A 21421-nucleotide genomic window follows, 5' to 3' on the forward strand; every position below is an offset into this window, starting at 1 on the left:
AAAAACACTACCAACCTTTTGGCCTGATATTAACGCTGCTATCAATTTTGTGTTCAAGAATTAGGAAATTGGGTTAGGTATATTTCATGGGTTGTACAAAACTGAAAGAGCTGAGTTTAACAAAGGCGTTCATTGAACTAAAAAGAAGGATTAGAGTTAGCGTTAATTTGAGAATTTTTCTAAAAAAACTTATCACAGACTGGACACAATTTTCTGTGAAAGACAGGTGTAGAAAAAACCTTAAGTTCATTGAATCTTCTAACATTTGCTTCTTATCTTCACCCCTATGGTTTGGGGAATACTCCCTTCATCTTCACAATTCCTTTAAATTTCATCTCTTTCTTTATATCCGCAGGTCTTTTTTTCATCCTCTATGTATTGTTCGAAAATTAATATTACCCTAAAATTTAGCCATTTCCGATAGAGTTTTGCGCAAATTTAATTTTGTACTCCGAGTTTTTTCTGCCATTCGTAACCTTAAATCTTTTGTACATCCAATGTTTACATTGCTTTTTTCCTTAACTGCTGGCATTTTAAATCCTTATCCTATCACCTCTAGTGAATGGGTTATAATGTGTAGTTAAAATTAGAAATCATATACTTATTTATTATAATCAATAGTTTTTACAGGGGGACATTAGTTTATAGTTATAGGATAACAAATTTAGAAGAATAGGATGTTAATCTGGCTTTAGAGTTTATCATAATTTGGTCTTTGTTTGATTTTGATATCATAAACTGCTTTATAGCCAAAAAAAACAGTAATTTTTTCTATTATAAGCAAACTAAGATGTTGAATTTGCAAAGCCATGCTACTATTTGTTACAAGTAAATGAAGTATACCAGAGTTTGTATTTTGGTAAAATACAACTTTCTCTGGTTCACTAACTCTAGATATTTCGCTGCCAACAATATTTCTCCAGTTTAGCAGAAGGCGAATTTCAATTTTGCTTACTTCCTTTTTTATGCACTTAGAAGCACAACTTTCTACAATTGATCTGAGCTTTTTTGGGCCTCTATATTTGACAATCATAGATTAACTTAAAAAATATTACTTGCTCTTTTATTGCTTTTTTATGGTATTTTGTTTTAGTGTAGTTTTCAATTTCATTTTCACTGATTTTGGTGTAAGTAAACGTATTGCTTTTCTCAATTTCTTCTTGCATCCACTTTGCATATTCAGGGTAGTCAGTAGATATTATTACTTCACCTTTTAATATCATTTTTTTCGTTAAAAGCTTTAAGAACTCAGAGCTAACCAATCTTCTTTTATTATGTGGTCTCTTTTGCCATGGGTCAGGAAAGAGTATGAATATTTTCTCTAAGATGCAGTCTGTAATATTGACTATTATTTTTTTAACATCATCTGGCCATATAAGAATATTTTTTATATTGTTTTGCTCTATTTTTTTTAATAAAGAAGATACTCCCTTAAGGTAAGGTTCACAACCTATTATTATAACATCTTGATTGCTTATTGCTTGGACAGTGATATTTTCACCACCACCAAAACCAATATCTAACCAAACCCTCTTTTGGGAAATTGTTTTTTCTATCCATTCTTTATTGTTGTTAACCATATATTTATCCAGCAGCTCTTTATCGCCTCTTTTTAGAGTTGATCTTCTTGCAAATGATTTAATAATTCTTATCTCCTCATGCATCCTGCAAGCTCTCCAGTGGCCATTTTGCTTTTGGCGGAAAATCAAGTGAATTTATAAGATTCTTTTGCAAACGTTCAATCCCAGCCCATCCAACCATAACGGCGTTGTCAGTGCATAAATTATTTGGAGGAAAAAATATGTTTAAATTATTCTGCAAGGCACACTCTTCTATTCTGCTTCTAAGGAAATTATTAGCTGCAACCCCGCCAGTTACAACGAAATTTTGTATCTTAAGTGATTTTAGCATACTACAAGCATTATTAATTCTATCTATTAATATGTCACTTATACATTCTTGAAAAGAAGCACATATATCACATATATTTTCCTCATTTATTTCAATTTTCTGCACTAAATTTCTCACTGATGTTTTGATTCCAGAGAATGAAAAATCACAACCTGGGCGTTTTATGAGTGCTCTGGGAAAATTAAACTTTTTTTTGTCTCCTTTGAGAGCTTTGTTTTCAACTATAGGTCCTCCAGGGTACTGAAGACCTAAAACTCTTGCCACTTTATCAAACGTCTCTCCAAGTGAATCATCAAGAGTTGTACCAAGTTGAGTATATTTTCCAACATCTTGAGCAACTAAAAATTGACAATGCCCTCCCGATACTATTAAAAGTAAGAAAGGGAATTCCACTGTATGCAGTAGTCGGACGACAAGTGCATGAGCTTCCAGATGGTTAATAGCAATAAAAGGTTTACCTGCAGCACTTGCTATTCCTTTAGCCATCATAAGCCCAACTATTAATCCGCCTATGAGTCCTGGACCTGCGGTAGCTGCTACAGCATCTAAATCACGAAATTTTATACCTTTCATTGCTTGTTTTACTAAATGCTCAAGATTATCCATGTGAGCTCTCGATGCCACTTCTGGAAAAACACCGCCGTATGTTTTATGTTCTTGTTGTGATAGAATTTCATGTGATAAAATTTGCTTATTACTTTTTATAACAGCTACCGCAGTTTCATCACAGCTTGTTTCTATGGCTAAAACGATTTTATCCATCTATTTAAGTAATCCTATTTCTTGCATAGTGCCATTTGGATGCCCAATTACATCTGTCACACAATGCCTGTGCTTGTTCAGATGTTTTAAGCTCTGAAGTTACAGCAAAGTCTTTTTTTGTCCAGTTATTTACGTCCATAAGTGCTATCATCATGCTTCTGGCTCCAGTTCCTGTGCACCTATATTTATCCTTCTACCCTTTATACCGTTGATTGTATTAATATTAGAACCTTTCCTAGCTACAAGAGTAAGATATGCTTTATGCATTGAAAAAAGAAGCCTTAAATCATGCATTGGCTTTAGTTTTAAAACTTCACCGCCATGATAAACAATGTATTCCCAATCTGACTGAGCAATACCGATGTCAAAATCATCATTACGCATTGAGTTTATATTATATGCGCCCCCCGTAGTAGAGGCAACTGAGCACATTACTTTTCCTTTATCACTATCTTGCGCAAGAAGCCTGCATATTGTGCTACCAATTGGGTAATAAATACCTATAATTGAACCAGTACCTATATTTAAGGATTTTTTTACTTTCTTTCGCATGTACATATGTTAAAGCTATAAGAACAAATAGTAGTATAGAATATTTTATGTACTTTCTAAATTCCACTTCTGTTCAACATTATAAAAGACTTTCAACTTTCTTTATAATATCGAAAAATTCGTAAAAATTCAAGCTAGCACTGCCAATTAAGAATCCTGATAGTTTATTTGTATGGACTAATTCTTCAACATTTGTTAAATTGACAGAGCCACCATATATAATTTGTGACCTAACATGAGGCTGTATTATCTCTATGGTTTCAGTAATTAAAGAAATGTCAGGTATGGACTTTTGTCCTATTGCCCAGACTGGCTCATAAGCTACTGTATATCTGCTTTTGTATTCTTCTTCATGTGGAAGGCAATCTCTGCATTGTTTCAATAGGACTTCTTCAGTTTTTTCTTTTTCTCTCTCAAGTAGCGTCTCTCCTATGCAAATAATCGGATGGAGTCCCGCTGCTAAAGATGCATAGGCTTTAGATTTTATTTTGTCGTCTGTTTCTCCACACTGCAACTTTCTTTCAGAATGACCAAGTATTACATAGCTACAACCTAGATCAGATAGCATTTTGGCACTTATCTCTCCTGTATAAGCTCCTTTTTCTTCATAGTGACAGTTTTGTGCACCTATTTTGATATGAGGCGTTAGCTCAATTTTATCTGGCAATGCAGTAAATGGTGGACATACAACTAGCTTAATTTTTTCGCTTTGGAAACACTCGTTTAAACTATGTGTAAAACTTGTGAGTGATGAACGTGAACCGTTCATTTTCCAATTGGCAACTATTAAAAAAGACATCCTTATACTTGAAGAAAATAAAAGTGCCGGCTGTCGGACTTGAACTGACAACCTACTGATTACAAGTCAGTTGCTCTACCAATTGAGCTAAGCCGGCATAAATTCTAGATTTATATAAAAAAAGAGGTAAAGTCAATAGTCCTTCTTCTAAACTATAGTTTGATGATGTTTCTATTTGCGCTCATTGACTCGTTGTGATGAATTGTGACTCTCTACAACAACTCCTTGTAGCTTAGAATTCTGTGGACCTCTAAGTTTCAATTTCTCATTTGTTGCTTTTTTCGTGCTAAAATCGTTAGCCATACTTATTGCATCTCCACACTTCATATCAGATCTTACAGTAGTTAATACATCAATTGCTGTTGCTATGCTTAATATTTTTACGTCACCAGTGGATTCATACACTATTAAAGGAGCTATAGCTAACACCATTCTTGCTGCGTTGTTATAGAAAAAATCATTAAAATATGTGTCATTAGTCAGCTCATTGCCTGTAGAATACTTTACAATTTTATTAGCGTATTTACTAGATAGCACTAAAGAACCAAAGCGCATAAGCTTTACTGCAGTATGGGCATAAAACATTGGATCTTCATACCAATCAACATAATCTTGAGTGACGTATTTCCTGGTAGCAAAACATGTGTACTCAAGAATGAATTCAATAGTTGCAGCAACATAAGTTGCTTTTAGCCACCAATTATAACTTGATATTTGTTTTTTTTCTTTATCGGAGACAATCTTGCTAAGATCTACATCTTGCTTTCCAGTTAGTTTTTTATATACTTCCTTAAGTTTGTCCTTTGTACCCTCTCCCATTTGTTCATGTAACAAATAAAAGAAACGATTGATATATTCCTTATTACTGTCTACTAAGGCTTCTGCTATAAAATTTCTCAGTTCACATTTTACAAAATGCGCAACTTTGCCTTGTTCTTCTATAATGCCGGCAGGAGTGAGCAAGCGCAGCGAAGTCAAACCAAGGACTAAGTCCTTAGTATCATTTTGAATTAAGTCAATAGGTTGCAGCATCATATTGCTTAACCATCTAAGTACGCTTGCTATTTTATAAGGTACATTATGTGAAAATGCTGGAATATTTTTCTCTATAAACTGTAGATCATTAATTTGGAAGTCTTTTGATATATAATCATCAATCTTGCCTGCTTTTGTGTTTGAAAATAGTATTGGTGGAAAAGAAGAAAAAATTTGTAGAGTAGCAAGAGCAGTACTAGGTGCAGAAATGTATTCATACCACCACTTATCTTTCTCATCTTCAAGTCCATACCTGATTCCAGTTATTGCAGCTACATAAGCAACATATGCTGCCGCTATTTTTCCTGAGTGCCTGTTCACGGCATTTGATATTTTTAATAAAGCATTGACATATTTATGCTTAGAGCTAAATTTCTCTTCTGCTTTCTGTATTATTTCATTAGATTCCTTCTGACAAGATTTAAGTGTATCAATTTCTTTTGAAAAGCTTAAACAAAGACTTTTTTCATCTTCATAACTTTCTTGTTCTTTTTTTGAGCCTTCCAGTAAAGGTCCATTTTCTTGTACAGTGTTTTCTTTCTCTGATTTATGAATTATTGCTTTTGCTAGGTAACGATATAGAAAGTATTTTTCAGTGAGTGGGTATGATATATTTTCTAGCGCTTTTGCACCTTCTGTTATTTCTTTTTTCTTCTCTTCGTTTTTCTCTAGCAAGCTAGTAGCAATTTCTACAAACTTACCGAATTCTGTCGATTCCTCTAATTTTAATTCAGTATTAAAGAATAATTCTGCTACACTTTTTCCAACTTTTTTCTCTAATTTCTCACTTAGAAACTCATCTAAGTGATTAACAAACCTCTTTAAATCATTATGGGTATCGGTGATATTTTTATCTTGATATTCTTGTGATACAATTATCTTTCTTACTTCCTGTGTTAATAAGAAATTCTTTTTTTCTGCAGTTAGTGTGTTTAACTTTTTATCTACAAACCACCTTTTGAATGCATTGCCAAAGTTAAGAGTAAATATATCCTTAATGCTTTTAAAAGCTGTCCTAACAGTAGTTTGCATATTGTTATATAAGCTAAACTTCTTCTCTAATTTTTTTACCATACGCACAACATTTATTTCTTAAACTGGCTTAATATATTAATATTATATACTAATTGTCAAAGTATTTTTATCTAAATATTATAAAATAAGTTTTATATTTTAGATGACATATGTGAAAAAAAGCGTAGACTATTTAATAGTACATTAAACATTTTGTATTACCGTTCAAGGTATCGTAGATTGGGGGAGAGATGCTAGTTGATGTATTAAAGCAAGCAATAGCTGGGGACGATCATAGTAGTCTAGATTTAATAATAGAGCAAGGTATTCAAAAAATAGATAATCGTAATGATTTTCGCCGTGGCCTTTATAATTTTCGTCTTCCTGAGAGTGATACTTCGATACAAAAAAATTTAAGTATCTTATTAGCATCATTTTTAAATGAAGAATGCATAGAAGCAATACTGAAAAATAAAGGTTTGCTCGATCAATTAAAAGGTTTAGAAGCAGAATTAAAAGTGGAAAAGATTGATTTTTTCACTGTAGTTGCAGGTGTAGTGAAAGAAAAAAGACTACTAGATAAAATTTTAACATCACAAGATGTAGAGCAAATTTATGTGAAATGCTTACGAGGTGATTATAGCCACCCAATGTTTGGATTACTAGAAACTGCTGCCATATATAATAATGTTGAGTTTATAGACGTATTCTTAAATAGAGTAGAGCAGGATATACAAAATAAGGTTGAACAAACTAAACAACTGACAAGATCGCAAGGGTCTTTAAATAGTTTAGAAAGCGACTCAGGTATTAGTTCTGATAATGAGTCAGATGTGGATTCAACTGATAACTCTATAAATAAGTTAAGTACAAATCCAGATAAACCTAATTTACCATCTGATATTTTTACTAAGCAAAAAGTGTTAGAAGGATTAACAACTAATCTAGTAAACGTTTTGTCGACTGCAATATCAATGGAAGCATATGAGACTGTTAATTATCTATATGATAAGTTTAACAAAACTGATTCTATAGAGATTAAAGAGGCGTTCATTATTGCATTAGAACATGATGAGGTAAAAAAAGAATATGAGAAACAACAAACTGAACGTCCTAATTCAGTAAAAGTAATTAAGCTAATGAAAGAATGGTATATAGAGTGTATTCAACTGAAGCTTCAAACAGCCAAGGATAATATAGATAAGTTAGAACGAATAGATTCTTGCAAAAATCCTGAAGATTTTAAAGAAAAAATAGAAGCTACTTACTTGTCACTTAATGGATTGAAAAATGGTGTAATAAGTACGCTTCAAACCGCAGTAGATAAAAAAGACTATGGCTTGATTAAGAACTTGTCTGATAACTTTAATGTTCAGTCTATAGATATAAGAGACGTGTTTGATAAAGTATTGGAAAATGAAGATATACAAAAAGCCATAAAGAATTCGAAAAAGATTAAAAGGATATTGTGTAATGATGAACAATCAATACTAAAAATGATGGAAGAGCTAGTTTTAAAAATCAAAAATTTAATTGAGCAAATAATAAACTATTTAAGTAAGGGGAAAGATATCAAAAAACAGTCATCTACTGTAGATTTGTCAACTCTACCAAGTAGCCATATTAATTCAAGTTCGGTACATAGTGGTACGGAATGTGTTGATGCAGTAATGCAAACTATGTAGATATTGTCAGTGTGATCATATACATATTCTATGTCTCCAAATATCCAACAATATATTAAAGTAGCCATTTCAGGAATTTAGGCAACTAAGAAAAAGGTATTTGGGCAATTTGCCGTTACAGTTAGCAACGTAGATGCTTTGGATGTACAGAAATATATCGAAGTACAAGAAATTCATCATAACAATAATGATTTTTACACCTCTAAGTTTTAAAGCTCATAATCTACTTTACAACTGCTTTAGCTGGTTGTAAATTGGTCTACCCTTCACTTTTTTTAAAGTGGAAACTACCTTTAGAGAGGATTAACAAAAACTTTACCAAGTAGGAAAGAATAAAAGTTTTAGAATTGGACTATATATAGTAAAAAAGAAGCTATTATTGTAAATTGTGGTTACATTCAAATTAATTTATGATTAATTGGTGGGCCTGGGAAGAGTTGAACCTCCGACCTCACGCTTATCAGGCGTGCACTCTAACCACCTGAGCTACAGGCCCCTTTATATTTACCTCAAGCAGCTACTATATCAATAAAAACTCTTTTGTTTCTTCCCCTTCTAAACTTAACATAACCAGCTACCTTAGAAAAGATTGTATGATCCTTACCTATGCCAACGTTATTACCAGGATGATATTTTGTACCCCTTTGTCTTACTATTATATTTCCTGGAATTACTTTACCATTTTTTTTTATACCTAGCCTTCTTCCTGCCGAATCTCTACCGTTACAAGAACTACCACCTGATTTCTTCGTTGCCATATGTTATATTTCTCCATACATTTTGATTATTCTTTTATATCAATGCCTGTAATACGCAGAACAGTAAGATATTGCCTGTGACCTTTTTTTCTTCTATAATGTTTACGTCTTCTTTTTTTAAAAATTATAACTTTTTCTCCTCTACACTGTTCAAGAACTTGAGCTTTAACTACAGCATTAATTGAACTAAATACTGGACTAGATTGATCATTCACAAAATGAACATTATTGATCAATACCTCAGCACCCTGGTCAGCTTTTAATTTTTCTACTTTAATTACATCACCTTCTTTAACAGTATATTGCTTTCCACCAGTTTCTATAACGGCAAACATTGATAAATCTATAATAACTTCTAGAGCTTAACTTTAATTAATATATGTCCATCTGTCAATAGATCATTATGACTTGGCACTGCAATTTTATAGGGATTTTTTAGGAAAATTATAAAATAGAATGCTAAAATTAGGTGCTTAAGATAAATCTATAAGAGCATAAAATAGTATGAATGGATTCTATAAAGGGAGTCCATCTGCTACCAAATAAACTTTAACTGTGTTTTGGAAGTCTCTTCGTAATAATAAGCTACTGCATGCAGTAGCTTATTATTTAAAATTATACCAATTCATGTACACCATAAAATAACGGAAGTTCGTTAGATAAGGTGGAGAAGGTACCTTGTAACAGCAGATCTCTTAAAGGGTCTACTTCATTCTGTAAATCTAATTTCCTACTTTCTTCTTGATATTTATTTTTTTCTTCGATTATAGTTTTTAACTTACTTATAAATCCAATGATCAATGTTTGAAGTTATACTACTCTTGAATGTTACGTAAGCACATCTTGATATGCAGCTCTCCAAGTCTGAATATTCACCACTACAATATATCCTACTTAAGCCTTCAAGAAAGCCTCATACAGACTCAGCAGTAAAATGAATATTTATTACGTAATTTGTGTTAATACAACTGCCTAATTACACTATTGAGATCTCTTCGTAAGAAGGTGGTTCATCACTAAAAAAGAGCTCTTGATAAGAAGGTAATATTATAATACTGCTAGGTAGTTCATAACCTTCTTCTTGTTCAATATTAACAGTTTGATCCCTACATATTGCATTAACCATACCACACAATCCATGACCTACTATAGGTGCTACAATATAACCTAATAATGCAAGGTAGAATGATATAGTAGAAAACTTAACAAAAAGAGAAGGGTATGTATTATGCTTGATTCTACTATGATCTATATAAACAGTAGCAACATAATACGGAAAGTAAAACACACAGCCCATTATTATTAATATAGTGGAGATCAAACATGTCACTCTTGCAACTTGACCAGCTTTAGTATCACTCGGACCACAATACCAATAATTTAAAATTGCATACAACCTACACATACAACTACTGAATAACAATTTTTGATCCTAAGTTAATTGCATAATATGCCTAAATAAGTATAAAATCAATAGATAATCTTGGAGTGGAGTGATCTTTAAGTTTTAAGACTATGGAATAAATAGATTTTAAAATATAAACAGCTACATACTTATGTTTAGCATATAAACATTTTATATTATAATTATAAATAAAAGATACTGCTGCTATATTATGCGTGATAAAAACTTAGACGATAAGTCATTATATATTAGACAAACATTTACTAAAGAGTATGCAGAACTAGGTGAAGCTTTTATTAACAAGGAGAAATATTTAATACAAATTAGTGCAGAAGAAGGTAGATTGCTAGGTTTATTTATAAAGATGAACAACATAAAAACCATAGTGGAAATCGGCACCTTATACGGGTATTCATCAATTTTAATGGCAAAAGCACTTCCATCTGATGGACATATATACACTATAGAAAAAAGTAACGAATATGCAGACATAGCAGCTCAAAATTTTGCTGACTTTAAAGTCGATGATAAAATAACTTTAATGCGGGGTAATGGGCTAGATCAGTTAAAAAAACTTGAGGCCAATTCTCCCCTTGACATGATTTTCATCGATGCAGATAAAGCAAGTTATACTGATTATCTGGATTGGGCAGAACTACATATACGTCAAAGGGGATTAATTATTGCGGACAACACCTTGCTTTTTGATACTATATACCTTGAATCACCGCCTAAGTGGTTATCAGAAAAGTCATGGTATAATATGAAGGACTTTAATACAAGGCTAGCAAATGTCAAAAAATACTATTCTATGCTTATACCAACAAAGGAAGATATGACTATAGCCCTAAAGTTAATATAAGGTTTAATAGTGGCTGAGGAGGGACTTGAACCCACGACCTAGAGATTATGATCCTCCCGCTCTACCAACTGAGCTACTCAGCCTTAGTTTTCAGTAAAAACCTGATTGTAGATATAATCAGTATGTTTTGTATAATAAGTAAAATCAAACAAAGACTCAAGCCTTTCTGGTGTAATAATTTTTAGCAGCTCATTGTCCTTTTTTAACATTTCAAAAAAATGACCTTTACTTTCCCAAACCTTCATTGCACTTTGCTGTACAATCTTATATGCTTCTTCTCTACCGAGACCAATATTTATCAGTTCAAGCAAAATACGCTGTGAGAATACAAGGCCATTTAAAGAATTTAAATTTCTTTTTATATTCTCAGGATATATAACTAGATTATCTATTAAATCTATTAAACGAACAAGTGCAAAATCCATTGCTACACAAGCATCAGGAGCAATACATCTTTCAACAGCAGAGTGGGAAATGTCACGCTCATGCCATAAAGCAATATCCTCTAAAGCAGGCATAACATAACTACGTATTAAACGTGACAGTCCAGTGAGGTTTTCACTAAGTATAGGATTGCGCTTATGTGGCATCGCTGAACTACCCTTTTGCTTTATACTAAAATTTTCAGAAACTTCCATTACTTCCGTTTTCTGTAGATTTCGAATTTCAACAGCAACGTTTTCAATTGAACCAGCTATAATAGCTAAAGTTGAAAAAAACATTGCGTGGCGATCACGTGGAATAACTTGTGAAGCTATAGATTCAGGATTAAGTCCAAGAGCTTTTGCTACATATCTTTCAACGTAAGGATCTATGTGAGTAAAATTACCAACAGCACCGGATATTTTACAAGTTGAGATTTCCTTTTGTGCATTTTTAAGTCTTTCATAGTTACGCTTAAATTCAGCATAAAATCTAGCAAATTTTAGACCAAATATCATTGGTTCTGCATGCACACCGTGGCTGCGGCCAACACATATAATATCTTTTGTATCTTCAGCTTTTTTCTTTAAAACGTTTAGTAGATTTTTCAAATGCGCGAGCAAAATATCAGATGAGCGTTTTAGCTGCACAGCTAAGCAAGTATCTAGAACATCAGAGCTTGTCATGCCATGGTGCATATAACGAACATCTACACCTACCTTCTCAGCAACATAGGTTAAAAATGCTATTACATCATGTTTGGTATCAGCTTCAATTTCCTGAATACGCGTAACATCAAAGTCTTTTAGATTCAATTTTTCAGCAACACTTTTAGGTATAACTCCCTGTCTTTCCTGTGCTTCACAAGCCAATCTTTCAATTTCAAGCCACACCTTAAATTTATAATCATCTTCCCATATAGAAGATATTTCTTTTCTACTATAACGAGGAATCATACCTATAGATAGATTAATTGTTATTAGACATTTGACTATCAGTTTTTTCAATCTGAGACTTTACTTGGCGCAATTCATCTGCTTCTGCATTGGATTTAACAACGTATAAGGTGATTGGAACAATAACTTCTGCATGTAATTCTACTTTTATTGTATATTCCCCTAAACTTTTAATCACGTTGTCTGTAAAAGATAAACTACGATGATGTATACTAAATCCTATCTGCATTAAAGCTTCTGCAACATCACGAACAGTTACCGAACCAAATAATCTACCACCCTCTGAAGCAGCTTGCCTAACTAGTATTATAAATTTACCATCTAAAGACGATGCAATATCTTTAGCCTCTTTTAATTTTTTATCATTTTCTTCTTTAAGGGATAAAAGTTGCTGTTCTAAAGATGCTAAGTTTTGCTTTGTGGCAAACACTGCCTTATTATAAGGTATAAGGAAGTTGCGAGCATGACCTACCTTAACTTTAACAGATTCACCAACCTTACCTAATTTTCTCACACTTTCTTTTAAAATTACTGATATACTACGAGACATACTGAATTACTTATCACAATAAGGAAGAAGAGCTAAAAAACGTGCTCTCTTTATAGCACGAGCAAGCATTCTTTGCTTTTTTGCAGAAACACCTGTTATTCTTCTTGGCAATATTCTACCATATTCAGAAGTGAACTTGGACAATAAATCCCTATTTTTATAATCTATTTCATGCTCTAAAAAGCCATCTAAAGCACATTTATTAGAGCGCTTTGAATTAGAGTAAGCAGCTTGTAAGAAGGCATTAGAACTATTTCTTACATTGGTTTTTTTTCTATCCCTGTTCATTCTATTCATTTTCTCTACCACCAGTACTTGGTTGAACTATAAATGAATTACCTTCGTGAAACTCGTCAACCTTAACATAAAAATAACGTAAAATGTCCTCACAAAGCTTTACTTTGCGTTCAAATTTATTCATTGCACTAGGAGGGGCAAGTATATTTAATATGCAGTAATAACCTCTTGTTACCCTATCAATAAGGTAAGTAAAGTCTAAAAGCTCTGAGTACTTATACTTCACTAATTCTGCTTCATTTTCTACTAAAACAGACCCTAATTCTTGTATTAAATCATCAACTTCGTTATCAACTTCGTTTTGAACTAAATTCTGATTAGCAATAAAGGTAAATTCATACAGACGCTTCTTTGTTACTTTATCTGCCGCTAACATTTGACTCATTATTTCTTATCTACAAGTAATATAATGGCTAATTATATAAAAACATTTAACATGATCAAGGAAATTCTATTTTTTTAATCCATTTTAAATCAGATATCTGTTTTACTACATCTTGAGTGATAAGGTAACCATCTTGAAGTTCAATCTCAACATTATAATCTTGTACAATTACTATAATTGTTACTTTGCTTCTACCCTTAGAGTTAAGTATCAAAGATAACTCAGCAATATTACTTGTGTCTTCAATTTCTATCATTAATCGGTTTATCATAGAGGCAATTTTACCCGAAAAATCATATATATTTCTACCTATAAGCCTTGCATTATCACTTACCATACCTAAATCTATTATAATAGCTAATCCAACTAAAAATAACTCTCTTTTTTCTTCTATAATTTTATCGTCGTAAAAAGCTACTTCAGATATGTTATAAGGGTTTGAGATTGTGACAATAGCAAATCTTCCTCTTTCTGATGTTCTCATGCGAACATTTGATATTATCCCTGCGATTATACTACCTTTATTATTTTTAGTACTACCAATAAAATTTATCTTTAATTTTTCTAACAATTTTTGATATTGCTCTAAGGGATGGTTTTGCAAATAAAAACCTAAAGCAAAAAATTCTTGTTCTAATTTTTCCTCTTGTTGCCAATCTTCGGTAGATATTAAATTTGGCTTCTCCAAATTACTAAATAAACTTGATTGATTAAAACCTTCTTTGTTTTGATTAGCAAAATCTAGTAAGGTTCCAACTGAATCATGAAGCTGCTTTCTATTTTTATGAACATCATCACAAGCTCCAGATTTTATGACACTCTCTAGCATTCTCTTATTTAATAGGTTGCAACCTGTACTATTTAAAAAATCCCATATATCACTATAAGGTTTTGTGCGCTTGTTTGTTATCTCTTGTGCAGCTGAAACTCCAACATTTCTTAAAGCACCAAGTCCGTAACGTATTGCTCCATTTTCTATTGAAAATTCAGCTTGGGAATAGCTAATATTAGGAGGTAAAACTTTAACCCCACTAAGTTTTGCTGCGTTACAAAACAAGCTGAGCTTATCTCTATCATTGATATTTAAATTCATCAAAGCTGTAAAAAATTCAAGAGGATAATTAGCCTTAAGATAAGCAGTTTGATACGCTATCAGTGCATAAGCAGCAGCATGAGATTTGTTAAAGCCATACCCAGCAAATTTTGCTATCAAGTCGAAAATATAGCTTGCTCTTTCTGTATCGATACCGTTTTTTACTGCACCATTTATAAAAGTCTTGCGCTGCTGATCCATTTCTTCCTTTATCTTCTTACCCATAGCGCGTCTTAATAAATCCGCCTCCACTAAACTGTATCCAGACATTATGCGTGCCATTTCCATAACCTGCTCTTGATAAATGATAACACCAAATGTCTCTTTCAGTACACTCTCTAGCATTGGATGAAGATAATCCACTTTTTCCAACCTATGCTTACGTGCAATGTAAGTTGGAATATTATTCATAGGTCCTGGACGATAGAGGGAAATTAAGGCAATAATATCTTCAATACAGTCTGGCTTTAACTTTATTAGAGTTTCCCTCATTCCTGAACTTTCAAGTTGGAATATACCAATTGAATCACCACTTGATAGTAATTCGTAGGTTTTCCTATCACTTAAAGATATGGATGATATGTTAAACTTTTCTTCATCTCTATTTATTAAGTTGCAGGTGTGTTTGATAAGGGTAAGTGTGCTTAAGCCCAAAAAATCGAATTTTACTAGCCCTGCTTTTTCAACATATTTCATGCTATATTGAGTAATTGGTAGGTCAGAGTTAGGATCGTAATATATGGGTATTAGATCTTCTAATTTTCTATCGCAAATTACAATACCTGCTGCATGGGTTGAAACATGCCGACAAATGCCTTCAAGCTTTAAAGATATATCAAGTAGTCTAGAGATAGTCTTGTCACTATCACGTTCTCTTTGTAGATTTTTATCCATAGCGATTGCTTGTGATAAAGTAACAGGATTTACCGGATTGAAAGGGATCATTTTGCATATTTTGTCAACTTGTGAGTAAGGCATCTGCATTACCCTACCGACATCGCGCAGTACGGCTTTTGCTTGCAATTTTCCAAAAGTTATTATCTGGGCAACGTAACCATATTTTTCCTTAACATAACTAATAACGCTGTCCCTGCCTTCTTGACAAAAATCGATATCAAAATCTGGCATAGAAACACGTCCCGGGTTTAGAAATCTCTCAAATATTAGTCCAAATTTTAGTGGATCTAGTTCTGTAATTTTGAGTGCCCAAGCAACAAGTGAACCAGCACCAGATCCCCTACCAGGTCCAACTGGTATTCCATTTTTCTTGCTCCAACAGATAAAATCAGAAACAATAAGAAAATAGCCAGGATAATTCATGGAAATAATTACATCTAATTCGTAATTCAAGCGATCATAATATTTTTTCTCTGCTTCACTGTCTAAATTATAGCTTACAAGACACAACTGCAAACCTAAGATAGCCTGCTCTTTTAATTCATCAGCTTCAGTTTTACCACTAGAGCAAGGAAATTTAGGTAAAATAGGGTCCCTTACCCTAGGCATAAAAGCACATCTTTGTGCTATCAGCATGGTATTGTTTATTGCCTCTGGTATATCAGAGAATAACTTTTGCATTTCGCTACTGGATTTAAAGTAGTATTCTGATGTGAGTTTATTTCTGTTCTCATCAAGCACATAACCACCTGCAGCAATGCAGGTAAGTACATCATATGCTTCATAATCATCTCGACTGGCAAAGAAAACACCATTTGTAGCAACTAAAGGAACGTTGTTACTATAAGCAAAATCTATAAGCTTTTCTTCTATCTCTTCTTTAAAATCATGGCGCTGCAGTTCAACATATATATTACCTTCAAAAAGAGACAGTAATTTGTTGATTATGTTGATGCTATCTTTACTTCCTTCAAGTATAAGCTGAGACAATATACCATCATTGCCACCAGTTAAAACTATAATACCATCTCTCAGAGAAAATAAATGATCAATGTCTATATACGGATTGTCATTTTGATGCTTACACTTTTTGAATGATTCGCTCACTAAATTCACCAAGTGAATATAACCTTGCTTATTCTTTGCAAGGAGTAATGCAGGGGCAGTTTTAGTATTATCTAAATACTTAACCATAAGGATGCATCCTATAATTGGTTGCACACCTTTTGCTGCAGCATATTCTGCAAACTCTAGTGAACCAAACAAGTTACCTAGATCTGTAATTGCCACTGCTGGCATATTATTCTGTACACATAGACTAACTAACTCCTCAATTTTAATCGATCCCTTAAGTAAAGAGTAAACACTATGGGTGCGCAGATGAATGAACATTATTAAATGATGTAATTATATCAAACTTTAATATAGAAAGTTTATGTAACTATTTACAATAAAGTTGAACTAAATTCTACTACATTGGAAAATTGATACATTAAAAATTTTTTACTTTATAATTAAAATATTAATTTAAAATATCAATTTTTTCTACATGCAAAAACTACATGCACATAGTCACAAGAGTAATTAATTTACTCTTTCCTCAAGTTTGTTTGAATTGCAGTTACATTATTCCAGAAAATGAAGATTTATGCGATGAGTGTTATCAAAAGATCGATTTTTTAAACCAAAATTATTGCAATTTATGTGGCTGCATAATCACAAATAACACCAACCTATGTGGAAAGTGTATAGCAGACCCTCCATCTTTTTCAAGGTTAAGGTCAGCTTTTGCTTATAATGCGGATAGTAAAAACATGATTATAAGCCTTAAATTTTTTGATAACATAAATTATGTGAAGACTTATGCTAAATGGATGTATGAAAAGAATGGGGATATATTTGTCGGTGTAGATTCTATTGTTCCAGTTCCTCTTCATAGGTGGCGCTTATTTCAGCGTAAATACAATCAAGCAGCACTACTAGCAAAAGCAGTAAGCTGTTTATCAAATATTCCATGTCAGATATTTGCTGTTAAACGTTCAATTAATACTCACACGCAAACAGGACTCTCAACTAAACAACGTGAAGCAAATGTAAAAAGAGCATTTGTTGTAACAGACAGGGACGTTGTAAGAGATAAAATTTTATTACTTATAGACGATGTTGTTACAACAGGCGCAACTGTTAAATATTGTGCACAAGCATTAAAAAGCTGCGGAGCAGCTGAGGTTAGGGTTTTAACTCTAGCAAGAACTACAGCAAGATAACACCCTTATAAATTTTTTGAATTAATTCAGATAGTAATGAGTTTAAAGTATTAGGTCTATTTATTATTGCAATCTATGAAAAAATAATTAACCTCTATGGGCTATATTAATAAATTTATTAAGATGAAAAACTTAATGTGGGGTGCAAGGTTTTCTTCTAGTCCAAGTAAAATATTAAAGAAAATTAACTCTTCCATAGATTTTGATAAAAATTTATATGCGCAAGACATTAAAGCCTCAACCGTTCATTGCAGAATGCTTGCTAAGCAAAACATTATCAGCAATGAGGAGGAAGAGAGGATTATTTATGGATTAAGTACAATATTAGAGCAGATTACTAATGGAGAGTTTGTATTTAATGTTAATCTTGAAGATATTCATATGAATATTGAAAATGGTTTGCAAAAGCTGATAGGTAAAACTGCAGGCAAATTACATACAGCAAGGTCAAGAAACGATCAGGTTGCAACAGATTTTAAATTATGGGTACGTGACACTATAGATCAATTAGATAAAAAACTAAGAAATCTGCAACTAACGATAATTAGTCTTGCAGAGGAAAATTATAATACAATAATGCCAGGTTTTACTCACTTGCAAATTGCTCAGCCAGTTACCTTTGGCCACCATATGATGGCATATTTTGAAATGCTAAAGCGTGATTGCTTAAGATTTCAAGATGCAAGAAAAAGATTAAATGAATGTCCGCTTGGATCTGCAGCACTAGCTGGCACCTCATTTCCTATAGATCGTCATTTTGTAGCAACAGAGCTAGAGTTCGATAAGCCTACAGATAACTCTTTGGATTCAGTTGCAGATCGAGACTATGCTATAGAGTTTCTATCTGATGCCTCAATCTGTATTATGCACTTGTCACGTTTGGCTGAAGAGATAATTTTATGGTGCAGTTGTGGTTTTAAATTTATAGAACTTGCAGACAAAATAACAACTGGCAGTTCTATTATGCCACAAAAACGCAATCCTGACGTTGCAGAACTTATAAGAGCTAAAACAGGACGTATTTTTTCTGCACTGAGCACTCTACTGGTAGTAATGAAAGGATTGCCACTCTCTTACAGCAAAGATATGCAGGAAGATAAAGAACCTGTTTTTTCTGCAACGAAGGATCTAAGTTTGTGTATAGATGCAATGAATGAGATGTTAAGCAGTGTTAAAATTAATAAAGATGTTATGAAAAAAGCAGCAGAGCTAGATTTCTCAACAGCTACAGATATAGCTGATTGGTTAGTTAAGAATTTAGGTATACCGTTCCGTGATTCTCATGAAATCACTGGAAAAATAGTAAAATTTGCAGAAGAAAAAAAGTGTAAGTTATCTGAACTTGATTTAACAGAATTGCAAAGGGTAGAGTCAAGAATTACAGGTGATATTTTCTCTGTGATATCTGTTTGCAACTCTGTTTCAAGCAAAACCAGCTATGGTGGTACCTCCCCAGTTCAGGTGCTTGATATGATTAAAAAAGCTAAGCTATATTTAGAAGGTGGTAATGATTAAAGATTATCTAAATAATCTATTATTGAAAATAAAAAAAATTTTTAAAAACCCTATGTTCATTATACCTCCTGAAGTTGCACATACTTTAACAATTTTCACATTAAGAACTAACGTCTTAGATGAAAATGTAGAGTTACCAAAAATTTTAAATACTAAATTTTTTAATAATACTGTTAGAACTCCTTTAGGGCTTGCTGCCGGTTTTGATAAAAATGCAGAAGTAATTAAGCCTATGTTATCTTTTGGGTTTGGGTTTGGGTTTACTGAAGTTGGTACAGTTACTAAAAAACCACAATGTGGTAATATAAGGCCAAGGATTTTTCGTCTAACAGAAGATGAGGCAGTAATTAACAGCCTTGGTTTCAATAACAAAGGTGTTAATTACCTGATAAAACAAATAGATACAAAAGAAGTAAACTCTTGTATTTTTGGTATTAACATAGGTAGAAATAGTAATACAAAAGACCAAATAAGTGACTATGTAGATTTAATAAAAATTATATATGGATTTAGTGACTATATTACACTAAACATCTCCTCTCCCAATACTCCTAACTTACGAGATTTACATGATAAGGAACAATTATCTAATTTACTGAAAGCTGTTACTAGCACACGTAAATCTCTTGATTATGCACAATCTATACCAATAATGTTAAAAATTTCCCCGGATATAAATCAGGAAACAAAAGAAAATATAGCTGGATTGGTACTACAGTACAAAATTGATGGTTTAATTATTGGCAATACAACAGTTGGATGTAGAGATAATTTACTAGGCTTCAATAAAAAGGGAGGGCTAAGTGGAAAACCTTTGTTTAAACTTTCAACACAGGTTTTAAGTGATATGTATAAATTAACAAAAGGTAAGGTGTTGCTAATAGGTTGCGGAGGGGTAAGTAGTGGCATGGATGCTTATGAGAAAATAAAATCAGGGGCATCGCTTGTACAACTATACACTGCTATTGTGTATCATGGATTTAAGATAGTAAATAAAATCAACTTAGAACTTGCGGAACTGTTAGAAAGGGATGGATTAAGCAATATTAGTCAAGCCATAGGTTGTATTCATGATCTTCAGCAAGAAAGTAATGAACCTAATATAAGTTCAAAAGCGTAGATTAAAGTTACAAATATTTATATTGTAAGAGTAGAAAAAAGATAAAGATATTGAAAAATTTGAACTTTGATTATAAGAGATTTTAATTTAATTGACAATAAATCATATAAAATCAAAATTATATTTTTATACACAGATATGTCATTGCTTAATGCTGCACCAATATATAAGCCCTTTAATTATCCATGGGCATATGATGCATGGCTTCAGCAACAGAGGATACACTGGCTTCCAGAAGAAGTGCCGCTTGCTGATGATGTAAAGGATTGGAAAACTAAACTGTCAAAAGTAGAAAAGAATCTACTTACACAGATTTTTAGGTTTTTTACTCAAGCAGATATAGAAGTCAACAATTGCTATATGAAACATTATGCAAATATATTTAAACCAACAGAAGTATGTATGATGCTTGCTAGTTTTTCTAATATAGAAACTATACATATAGCAGCTTATTCCTATCTTCTCGACACTATTGGTATGCCAGAAAGTGAATATGAGGCATTTCTAAAATATGATGCAATGAGAAAAAAATACGAATACATGCTAGAATTTGAAGAAAGCCAAAAGGGCAATAAAAAGCATGTAGCTAAAACTCTTGCCGTATTTGGTGCTTTTACCGAAGGGCTGCAGTTATTTGCATCATTTGCAATATTACTTAACTTTCAACGCTTTGGTAAAATGAAAGGGATGGGACAAATAATTGCCTGGTCAGCCCGTGATGAAACTCTGCATACCAACTCAATAATTATGTTATTTAATACATTTATTAGGGAGAATAGCGAGATATGGAATGATGAGTTTAAAGAGGAACTCTATTCTGCTTGTCGCGCTATCGTTGGTTTAGAAGATGAGTTTATTAAACTGGCTTTTACTTTAGGTGATGTTGAAGGTTTGTCTAAAGAGGAAATTATGCAGTACATAAGATATATAGCAGATAGAAGGCTTTTGCAGCTTGGGCTAGAGCAAATATATAAAATAGAGCAAAACCCACTACCATGGTTGGATGAGATATTAAATGGTGTTGAGCATACTAACTTTTTTGAAAATAAAGTGACAGAGTATAGTCGTGCAGCTACTGAAGGAACTTGGGAAGAAGCATTTGCAGATACTCATGATGGTGATGTAAAATAATGAT

Annotated in this window: 21 protein-coding genes, 3 tRNA genes and 2 pseudogenes; 7 read left to right on the forward strand and 19 right to left on the reverse strand. The window is 32.7% G+C overall.

The features are described 5' to 3' along the window. Positions 1 to 86 precede the first annotated feature (86 nt). Positions 87 to 270 (forward strand): annotated as a pseudogene (locus AACL19_RS00670) (IS4 family transposase); the annotation flags it as partial. 130 nt (positions 271 to 400) lie between these two features. Here the strand turns inward: AACL19_RS00670 and AACL19_RS00675 are convergent. The 9 genes from AACL19_RS00675 to AACL19_RS00715 all read right to left on the reverse strand — a co-directional run bounded on the left by AACL19_RS00675 (position 401) and on the right by AACL19_RS00715 (position 6133). Beyond that, entirely contained in the window at positions 401 to 532 is a 132-nt protein-coding gene (locus tag AACL19_RS00675) for a hypothetical protein (RefSeq protein ID WP_339045859.1), read from the reverse strand. A 159-nt stretch (positions 533 to 691) separates the two neighbouring features. Continuing rightward, positions 692 to 1030 (reverse strand): DUF721 domain-containing protein, encoded by a 339-nt coding sequence (locus AACL19_RS00680; protein WP_339046615.1) that lies wholly within the window; start codon positions 1028 to 1030, stop codon positions 692 to 694. Beyond that, a complete protein-coding gene (trmB, locus tag AACL19_RS00685) occupies positions 1017 to 1664 on the reverse strand; it encodes a tRNA (guanosine(46)-N7)-methyltransferase TrmB (protein WP_339045860.1) in 648 nt (215 codons plus the stop codon). The genes AACL19_RS00680 and trmB overlap by 14 nt, the downstream gene beginning before the upstream one ends. After that, positions 1657 to 2673 carry a tRNA (adenosine(37)-N6)-threonylcarbamoyltransferase complex transferase subunit TsaD gene (gene tsaD / locus AACL19_RS00690; RefSeq protein WP_339045861.1) on the reverse strand — a complete coding sequence of 339 codons (1017 nt, stop codon included), beginning with the start codon at positions 2671 to 2673 and terminating at the stop codon, positions 1657 to 1659. Before tsaD ends, trmB begins: the two co-directional genes overlap by 8 nt. A gap of 4 nt (positions 2674 to 2677) precedes the next feature. Further along, positions 2678 to 2824 (reverse strand): hypothetical protein, encoded by a 147-nt coding sequence (locus tag AACL19_RS00695; RefSeq protein WP_339045862.1) that lies wholly within the window; start codon positions 2822 to 2824, stop codon positions 2678 to 2680. Continuing rightward, positions 2824 to 3231, reverse strand: coding sequence for a TAXI family TRAP transporter solute-binding subunit (locus AACL19_RS00700; protein WP_339045863.1), 408 nt, complete (start codon positions 3229 to 3231; stop codon positions 2824 to 2826). The genes AACL19_RS00695 and AACL19_RS00700 overlap by 1 nt, the downstream gene beginning before the upstream one ends. Positions 3232 to 3304: 73 nt before the next feature. After that, the gene (locus AACL19_RS00705) at positions 3305 to 4024 is read right to left on the reverse strand and encodes a triosephosphate isomerase (RefSeq protein WP_339045864.1); all 720 of its coding nucleotides are present in this window, start codon (positions 4022 to 4024) and stop codon (positions 3305 to 3307) included. Positions 4025 to 4048: 24 nt separating this feature from the next. Further along, positions 4049 to 4121, reverse strand: a tRNA-Thr gene (locus AACL19_RS00710). Between the two features lie 74 nt (positions 4122 to 4195). After that, positions 4196 to 6133 (reverse strand): hypothetical protein, encoded by a 1938-nt coding sequence (locus AACL19_RS00715; RefSeq protein WP_339045865.1) that lies wholly within the window; start codon positions 6131 to 6133, stop codon positions 4196 to 4198. A gap of 191 nt (positions 6134 to 6324) precedes the next feature. Here AACL19_RS00715 and AACL19_RS00720 point away from each other — a divergent pair, with 191 nt between their 5' ends. Further along, the gene (locus AACL19_RS00720) at positions 6325 to 7758 is read left to right on the forward strand and encodes a hypothetical protein (RefSeq protein WP_339045866.1); all 1434 of its coding nucleotides are present in this window, start codon (positions 6325 to 6327) and stop codon (positions 7756 to 7758) included. A 419-nt stretch (positions 7759 to 8177) separates the two neighbouring features. On the opposite strand, the gene AACL19_RS00725 is transcribed toward AACL19_RS00720, so the two are convergent. The 4 genes from AACL19_RS00725 to AACL19_RS00740 all read right to left on the reverse strand — a co-directional run bounded on the left by AACL19_RS00725 (position 8178) and on the right by AACL19_RS00740 (position 9939). Further along, positions 8178 to 8254, reverse strand: a tRNA-Ile gene (locus tag AACL19_RS00725). A gap of 13 nt (positions 8255 to 8267) precedes the next feature. After that, the gene (rpmA, locus tag AACL19_RS00730) at positions 8268 to 8516 is read right to left on the reverse strand and encodes a 50S ribosomal protein L27 (RefSeq protein WP_339045867.1); all 249 of its coding nucleotides are present in this window, start codon (positions 8514 to 8516) and stop codon (positions 8268 to 8270) included. A 26-nt stretch (positions 8517 to 8542) separates the two neighbouring features. Beyond that, positions 8543 to 8851, reverse strand: a complete 309-nt coding sequence (gene rplU / locus AACL19_RS00735; RefSeq protein WP_339045868.1) for a 50S ribosomal protein L21 — start codon at positions 8849 to 8851, stop codon at positions 8543 to 8545. A gap of 641 nt (positions 8852 to 9492) precedes the next feature. Further along, positions 9493 to 9939: a hypothetical protein gene (locus AACL19_RS00740; protein ID WP_339045869.1), complete on the reverse strand. Its 447-nt coding sequence runs from the start codon at positions 9937 to 9939 to the stop codon at positions 9493 to 9495. A 193-nt stretch (positions 9940 to 10132) separates the two neighbouring features. Here AACL19_RS00740 and AACL19_RS00745 point away from each other — a divergent pair, with 193 nt between their 5' ends. Beyond that, a complete protein-coding gene (locus tag AACL19_RS00745) occupies positions 10133 to 10783 on the forward strand; it encodes an O-methyltransferase (protein ID WP_339045870.1) in 651 nt (216 codons plus the stop codon). Positions 10784 to 10793: 10 nt separating this feature from the next. On the opposite strand, the gene AACL19_RS00750 is transcribed toward AACL19_RS00745, so the two are convergent. From AACL19_RS00750 to dnaE, 6 genes and pseudogenes are all read right to left on the reverse strand, one after another. After that, positions 10794 to 10866: transfer RNA gene (locus AACL19_RS00750), tRNA-Met, on the reverse strand. Next, on the reverse strand, positions 10867 to 12162 hold the full coding sequence (purB, locus tag AACL19_RS00755) for an adenylosuccinate lyase (protein WP_339045871.1): 1296 nt from the start codon (positions 12160 to 12162) through the stop codon (positions 10867 to 10869). A gap of 13 nt (positions 12163 to 12175) precedes the next feature. Beyond that, positions 12176 to 12700 (reverse strand): 50S ribosomal protein L9, encoded by a 525-nt coding sequence (rplI, locus tag AACL19_RS00760; protein WP_410519872.1) that lies wholly within the window; start codon positions 12698 to 12700, stop codon positions 12176 to 12178. A gap of 18 nt (positions 12701 to 12718) precedes the next feature. After that, positions 12719 to 12925: pseudogene (gene rpsR / locus AACL19_RS00765) on the reverse strand (30S ribosomal protein S18); the annotation flags it as partial. Between the two features lie 76 nt (positions 12926 to 13001). Continuing rightward, positions 13002 to 13394, reverse strand: coding sequence for a 30S ribosomal protein S6 (locus AACL19_RS00770; RefSeq protein ID WP_339045875.1), 393 nt, complete (start codon positions 13392 to 13394; stop codon positions 13002 to 13004). Positions 13395 to 13449: 55 nt separating this feature from the next. Then, on the reverse strand, positions 13450 to 16776 hold the full coding sequence (gene dnaE / locus AACL19_RS00775; protein WP_339045876.1) for a DNA polymerase III subunit alpha: 3327 nt from the start codon (positions 16774 to 16776) through the stop codon (positions 13450 to 13452). Positions 16777 to 16946: 170 nt separating this feature from the next. On the opposite strand from dnaE, the gene AACL19_RS00780 reads away from it, so the two are divergent. The 4 genes from AACL19_RS00780 to AACL19_RS00795 all read left to right on the forward strand — a co-directional run bounded on the left by AACL19_RS00780 (position 16947) and on the right by AACL19_RS00795 (position 21417). Continuing rightward, complete coding sequence (locus tag AACL19_RS00780) at positions 16947 to 17651, forward strand: ComF family protein (RefSeq protein WP_339045878.1); 705 nt, start codon at positions 16947 to 16949, stop codon at positions 17649 to 17651. 123 nt (positions 17652 to 17774) lie between these two features. Next, positions 17775 to 19166: an argininosuccinate lyase gene (argH, locus tag AACL19_RS00785; protein WP_339045880.1), complete on the forward strand. Its 1392-nt coding sequence runs from the start codon at positions 17775 to 17777 to the stop codon at positions 19164 to 19166. Next, positions 19159 to 20286, forward strand: coding sequence for a quinone-dependent dihydroorotate dehydrogenase (locus AACL19_RS00790; protein ID WP_339045882.1), 1128 nt, complete (start codon positions 19159 to 19161; stop codon positions 20284 to 20286). The genes argH and AACL19_RS00790 overlap by 8 nt, the downstream gene beginning before the upstream one ends. Before the next feature lie 138 nt (positions 20287 to 20424). Continuing rightward, on the forward strand, positions 20425 to 21417 hold the full coding sequence (locus AACL19_RS00795) for a ribonucleotide-diphosphate reductase subunit beta (protein ID WP_339045884.1): 993 nt from the start codon (positions 20425 to 20427) through the stop codon (positions 21415 to 21417). Positions 21418 to 21421 lie beyond the last annotated feature (4 nt).

The sequence above is a fragment of the Candidatus Mesenet endosymbiont of Agriotes lineatus genome, from assembly GCF_964019585.1.
Classification (GTDB): Bacteria; Pseudomonadota; Alphaproteobacteria; order Rickettsiales; family Anaplasmataceae; genus Mesenet.

Bases quoted from the DNA above. Each gene is read 5' to 3' on its own strand.
- AACL19_RS00745 (WP_339045870.1), top strand. From the start codon at position 10,133: ATGCGTGATAAAAACTTAGACGATAAGTCATTATATATTAGACAAACA.
- AACL19_RS00700 (WP_339045863.1), bottom strand. From the start codon at position 3,231: ATGTACATGCGAAAGAAAGTAAAAAAATCCTTAAATATAGGTACTGGT.
- AACL19_RS00780 (WP_339045878.1), top strand. From the start codon at position 16,947: ATGCACATAGTCACAAGAGTAATTAATTTACTCTTTCCTCAAGTTTGT.
- purB (WP_339045871.1), bottom strand. From the start codon at position 12,162: ATGATTCCTCGTTATAGTAGAAAAGAAATATCTTCTATATGGGAAGAT.
- tsaD (WP_339045861.1), bottom strand. From the start codon at position 2,673: ATGGATAAAATCGTTTTAGCCATAGAAACAAGCTGTGATGAAACTGCG.
- AACL19_RS00675 (WP_339045859.1), bottom strand. From the start codon at position 532: ATGCCAGCAGTTAAGGAAAAAAGCAATGTAAACATTGGATGTACAAAA.
- AACL19_RS00770 (WP_339045875.1), bottom strand. From the start codon at position 13,394: ATGAGTCAAATGTTAGCGGCAGATAAAGTAACAAAGAAGCGTCTGTAT.
- AACL19_RS00695 (WP_339045862.1), bottom strand. From the start codon at position 2,824: ATGATAGCACTTATGGACGTAAATAACTGGACAAAAAAAGACTTTGCT.
- AACL19_RS00720 (WP_339045866.1), top strand. From the start codon at position 6,325: ATGCTAGTTGATGTATTAAAGCAAGCAATAGCTGGGGACGATCATAGT.
- rpmA (WP_339045867.1), bottom strand. From the start codon at position 8,516: ATGGCAACGAAGAAATCAGGTGGTAGTTCTTGTAACGGTAGAGATTCG.
- rplU (WP_339045868.1), bottom strand. From the start codon at position 8,851: ATGTTTGCCGTTATAGAAACTGGTGGAAAGCAATATACTGTTAAAGAA.
- AACL19_RS00715 (WP_339045865.1), bottom strand. From the start codon at position 6,133: ATGGTAAAAAAATTAGAGAAGAAGTTTAGCTTATATAACAATATGCAA.
- dnaE (WP_339045876.1), bottom strand. From the start codon at position 16,776: ATGTTCATTCATCTGCGCACCCATAGTGTTTACTCTTTACTTAAGGGA.
- argH (WP_339045880.1), top strand. From the start codon at position 17,775: ATGAAAAACTTAATGTGGGGTGCAAGGTTTTCTTCTAGTCCAAGTAAA.
- AACL19_RS00705 (WP_339045864.1), bottom strand. From the start codon at position 4,024: ATGTCTTTTTTAATAGTTGCCAATTGGAAAATGAACGGTTCACGTTCA.
- AACL19_RS00795 (WP_339045884.1), top strand. From the start codon at position 20,425: ATGTCATTGCTTAATGCTGCACCAATATATAAGCCCTTTAATTATCCA.
- trmB (WP_339045860.1), bottom strand. From the start codon at position 1,664: ATGCATGAGGAGATAAGAATTATTAAATCATTTGCAAGAAGATCAACT.
- AACL19_RS00790 (WP_339045882.1), top strand. From the start codon at position 19,159: ATGATTAAAGATTATCTAAATAATCTATTATTGAAAATAAAAAAAATT.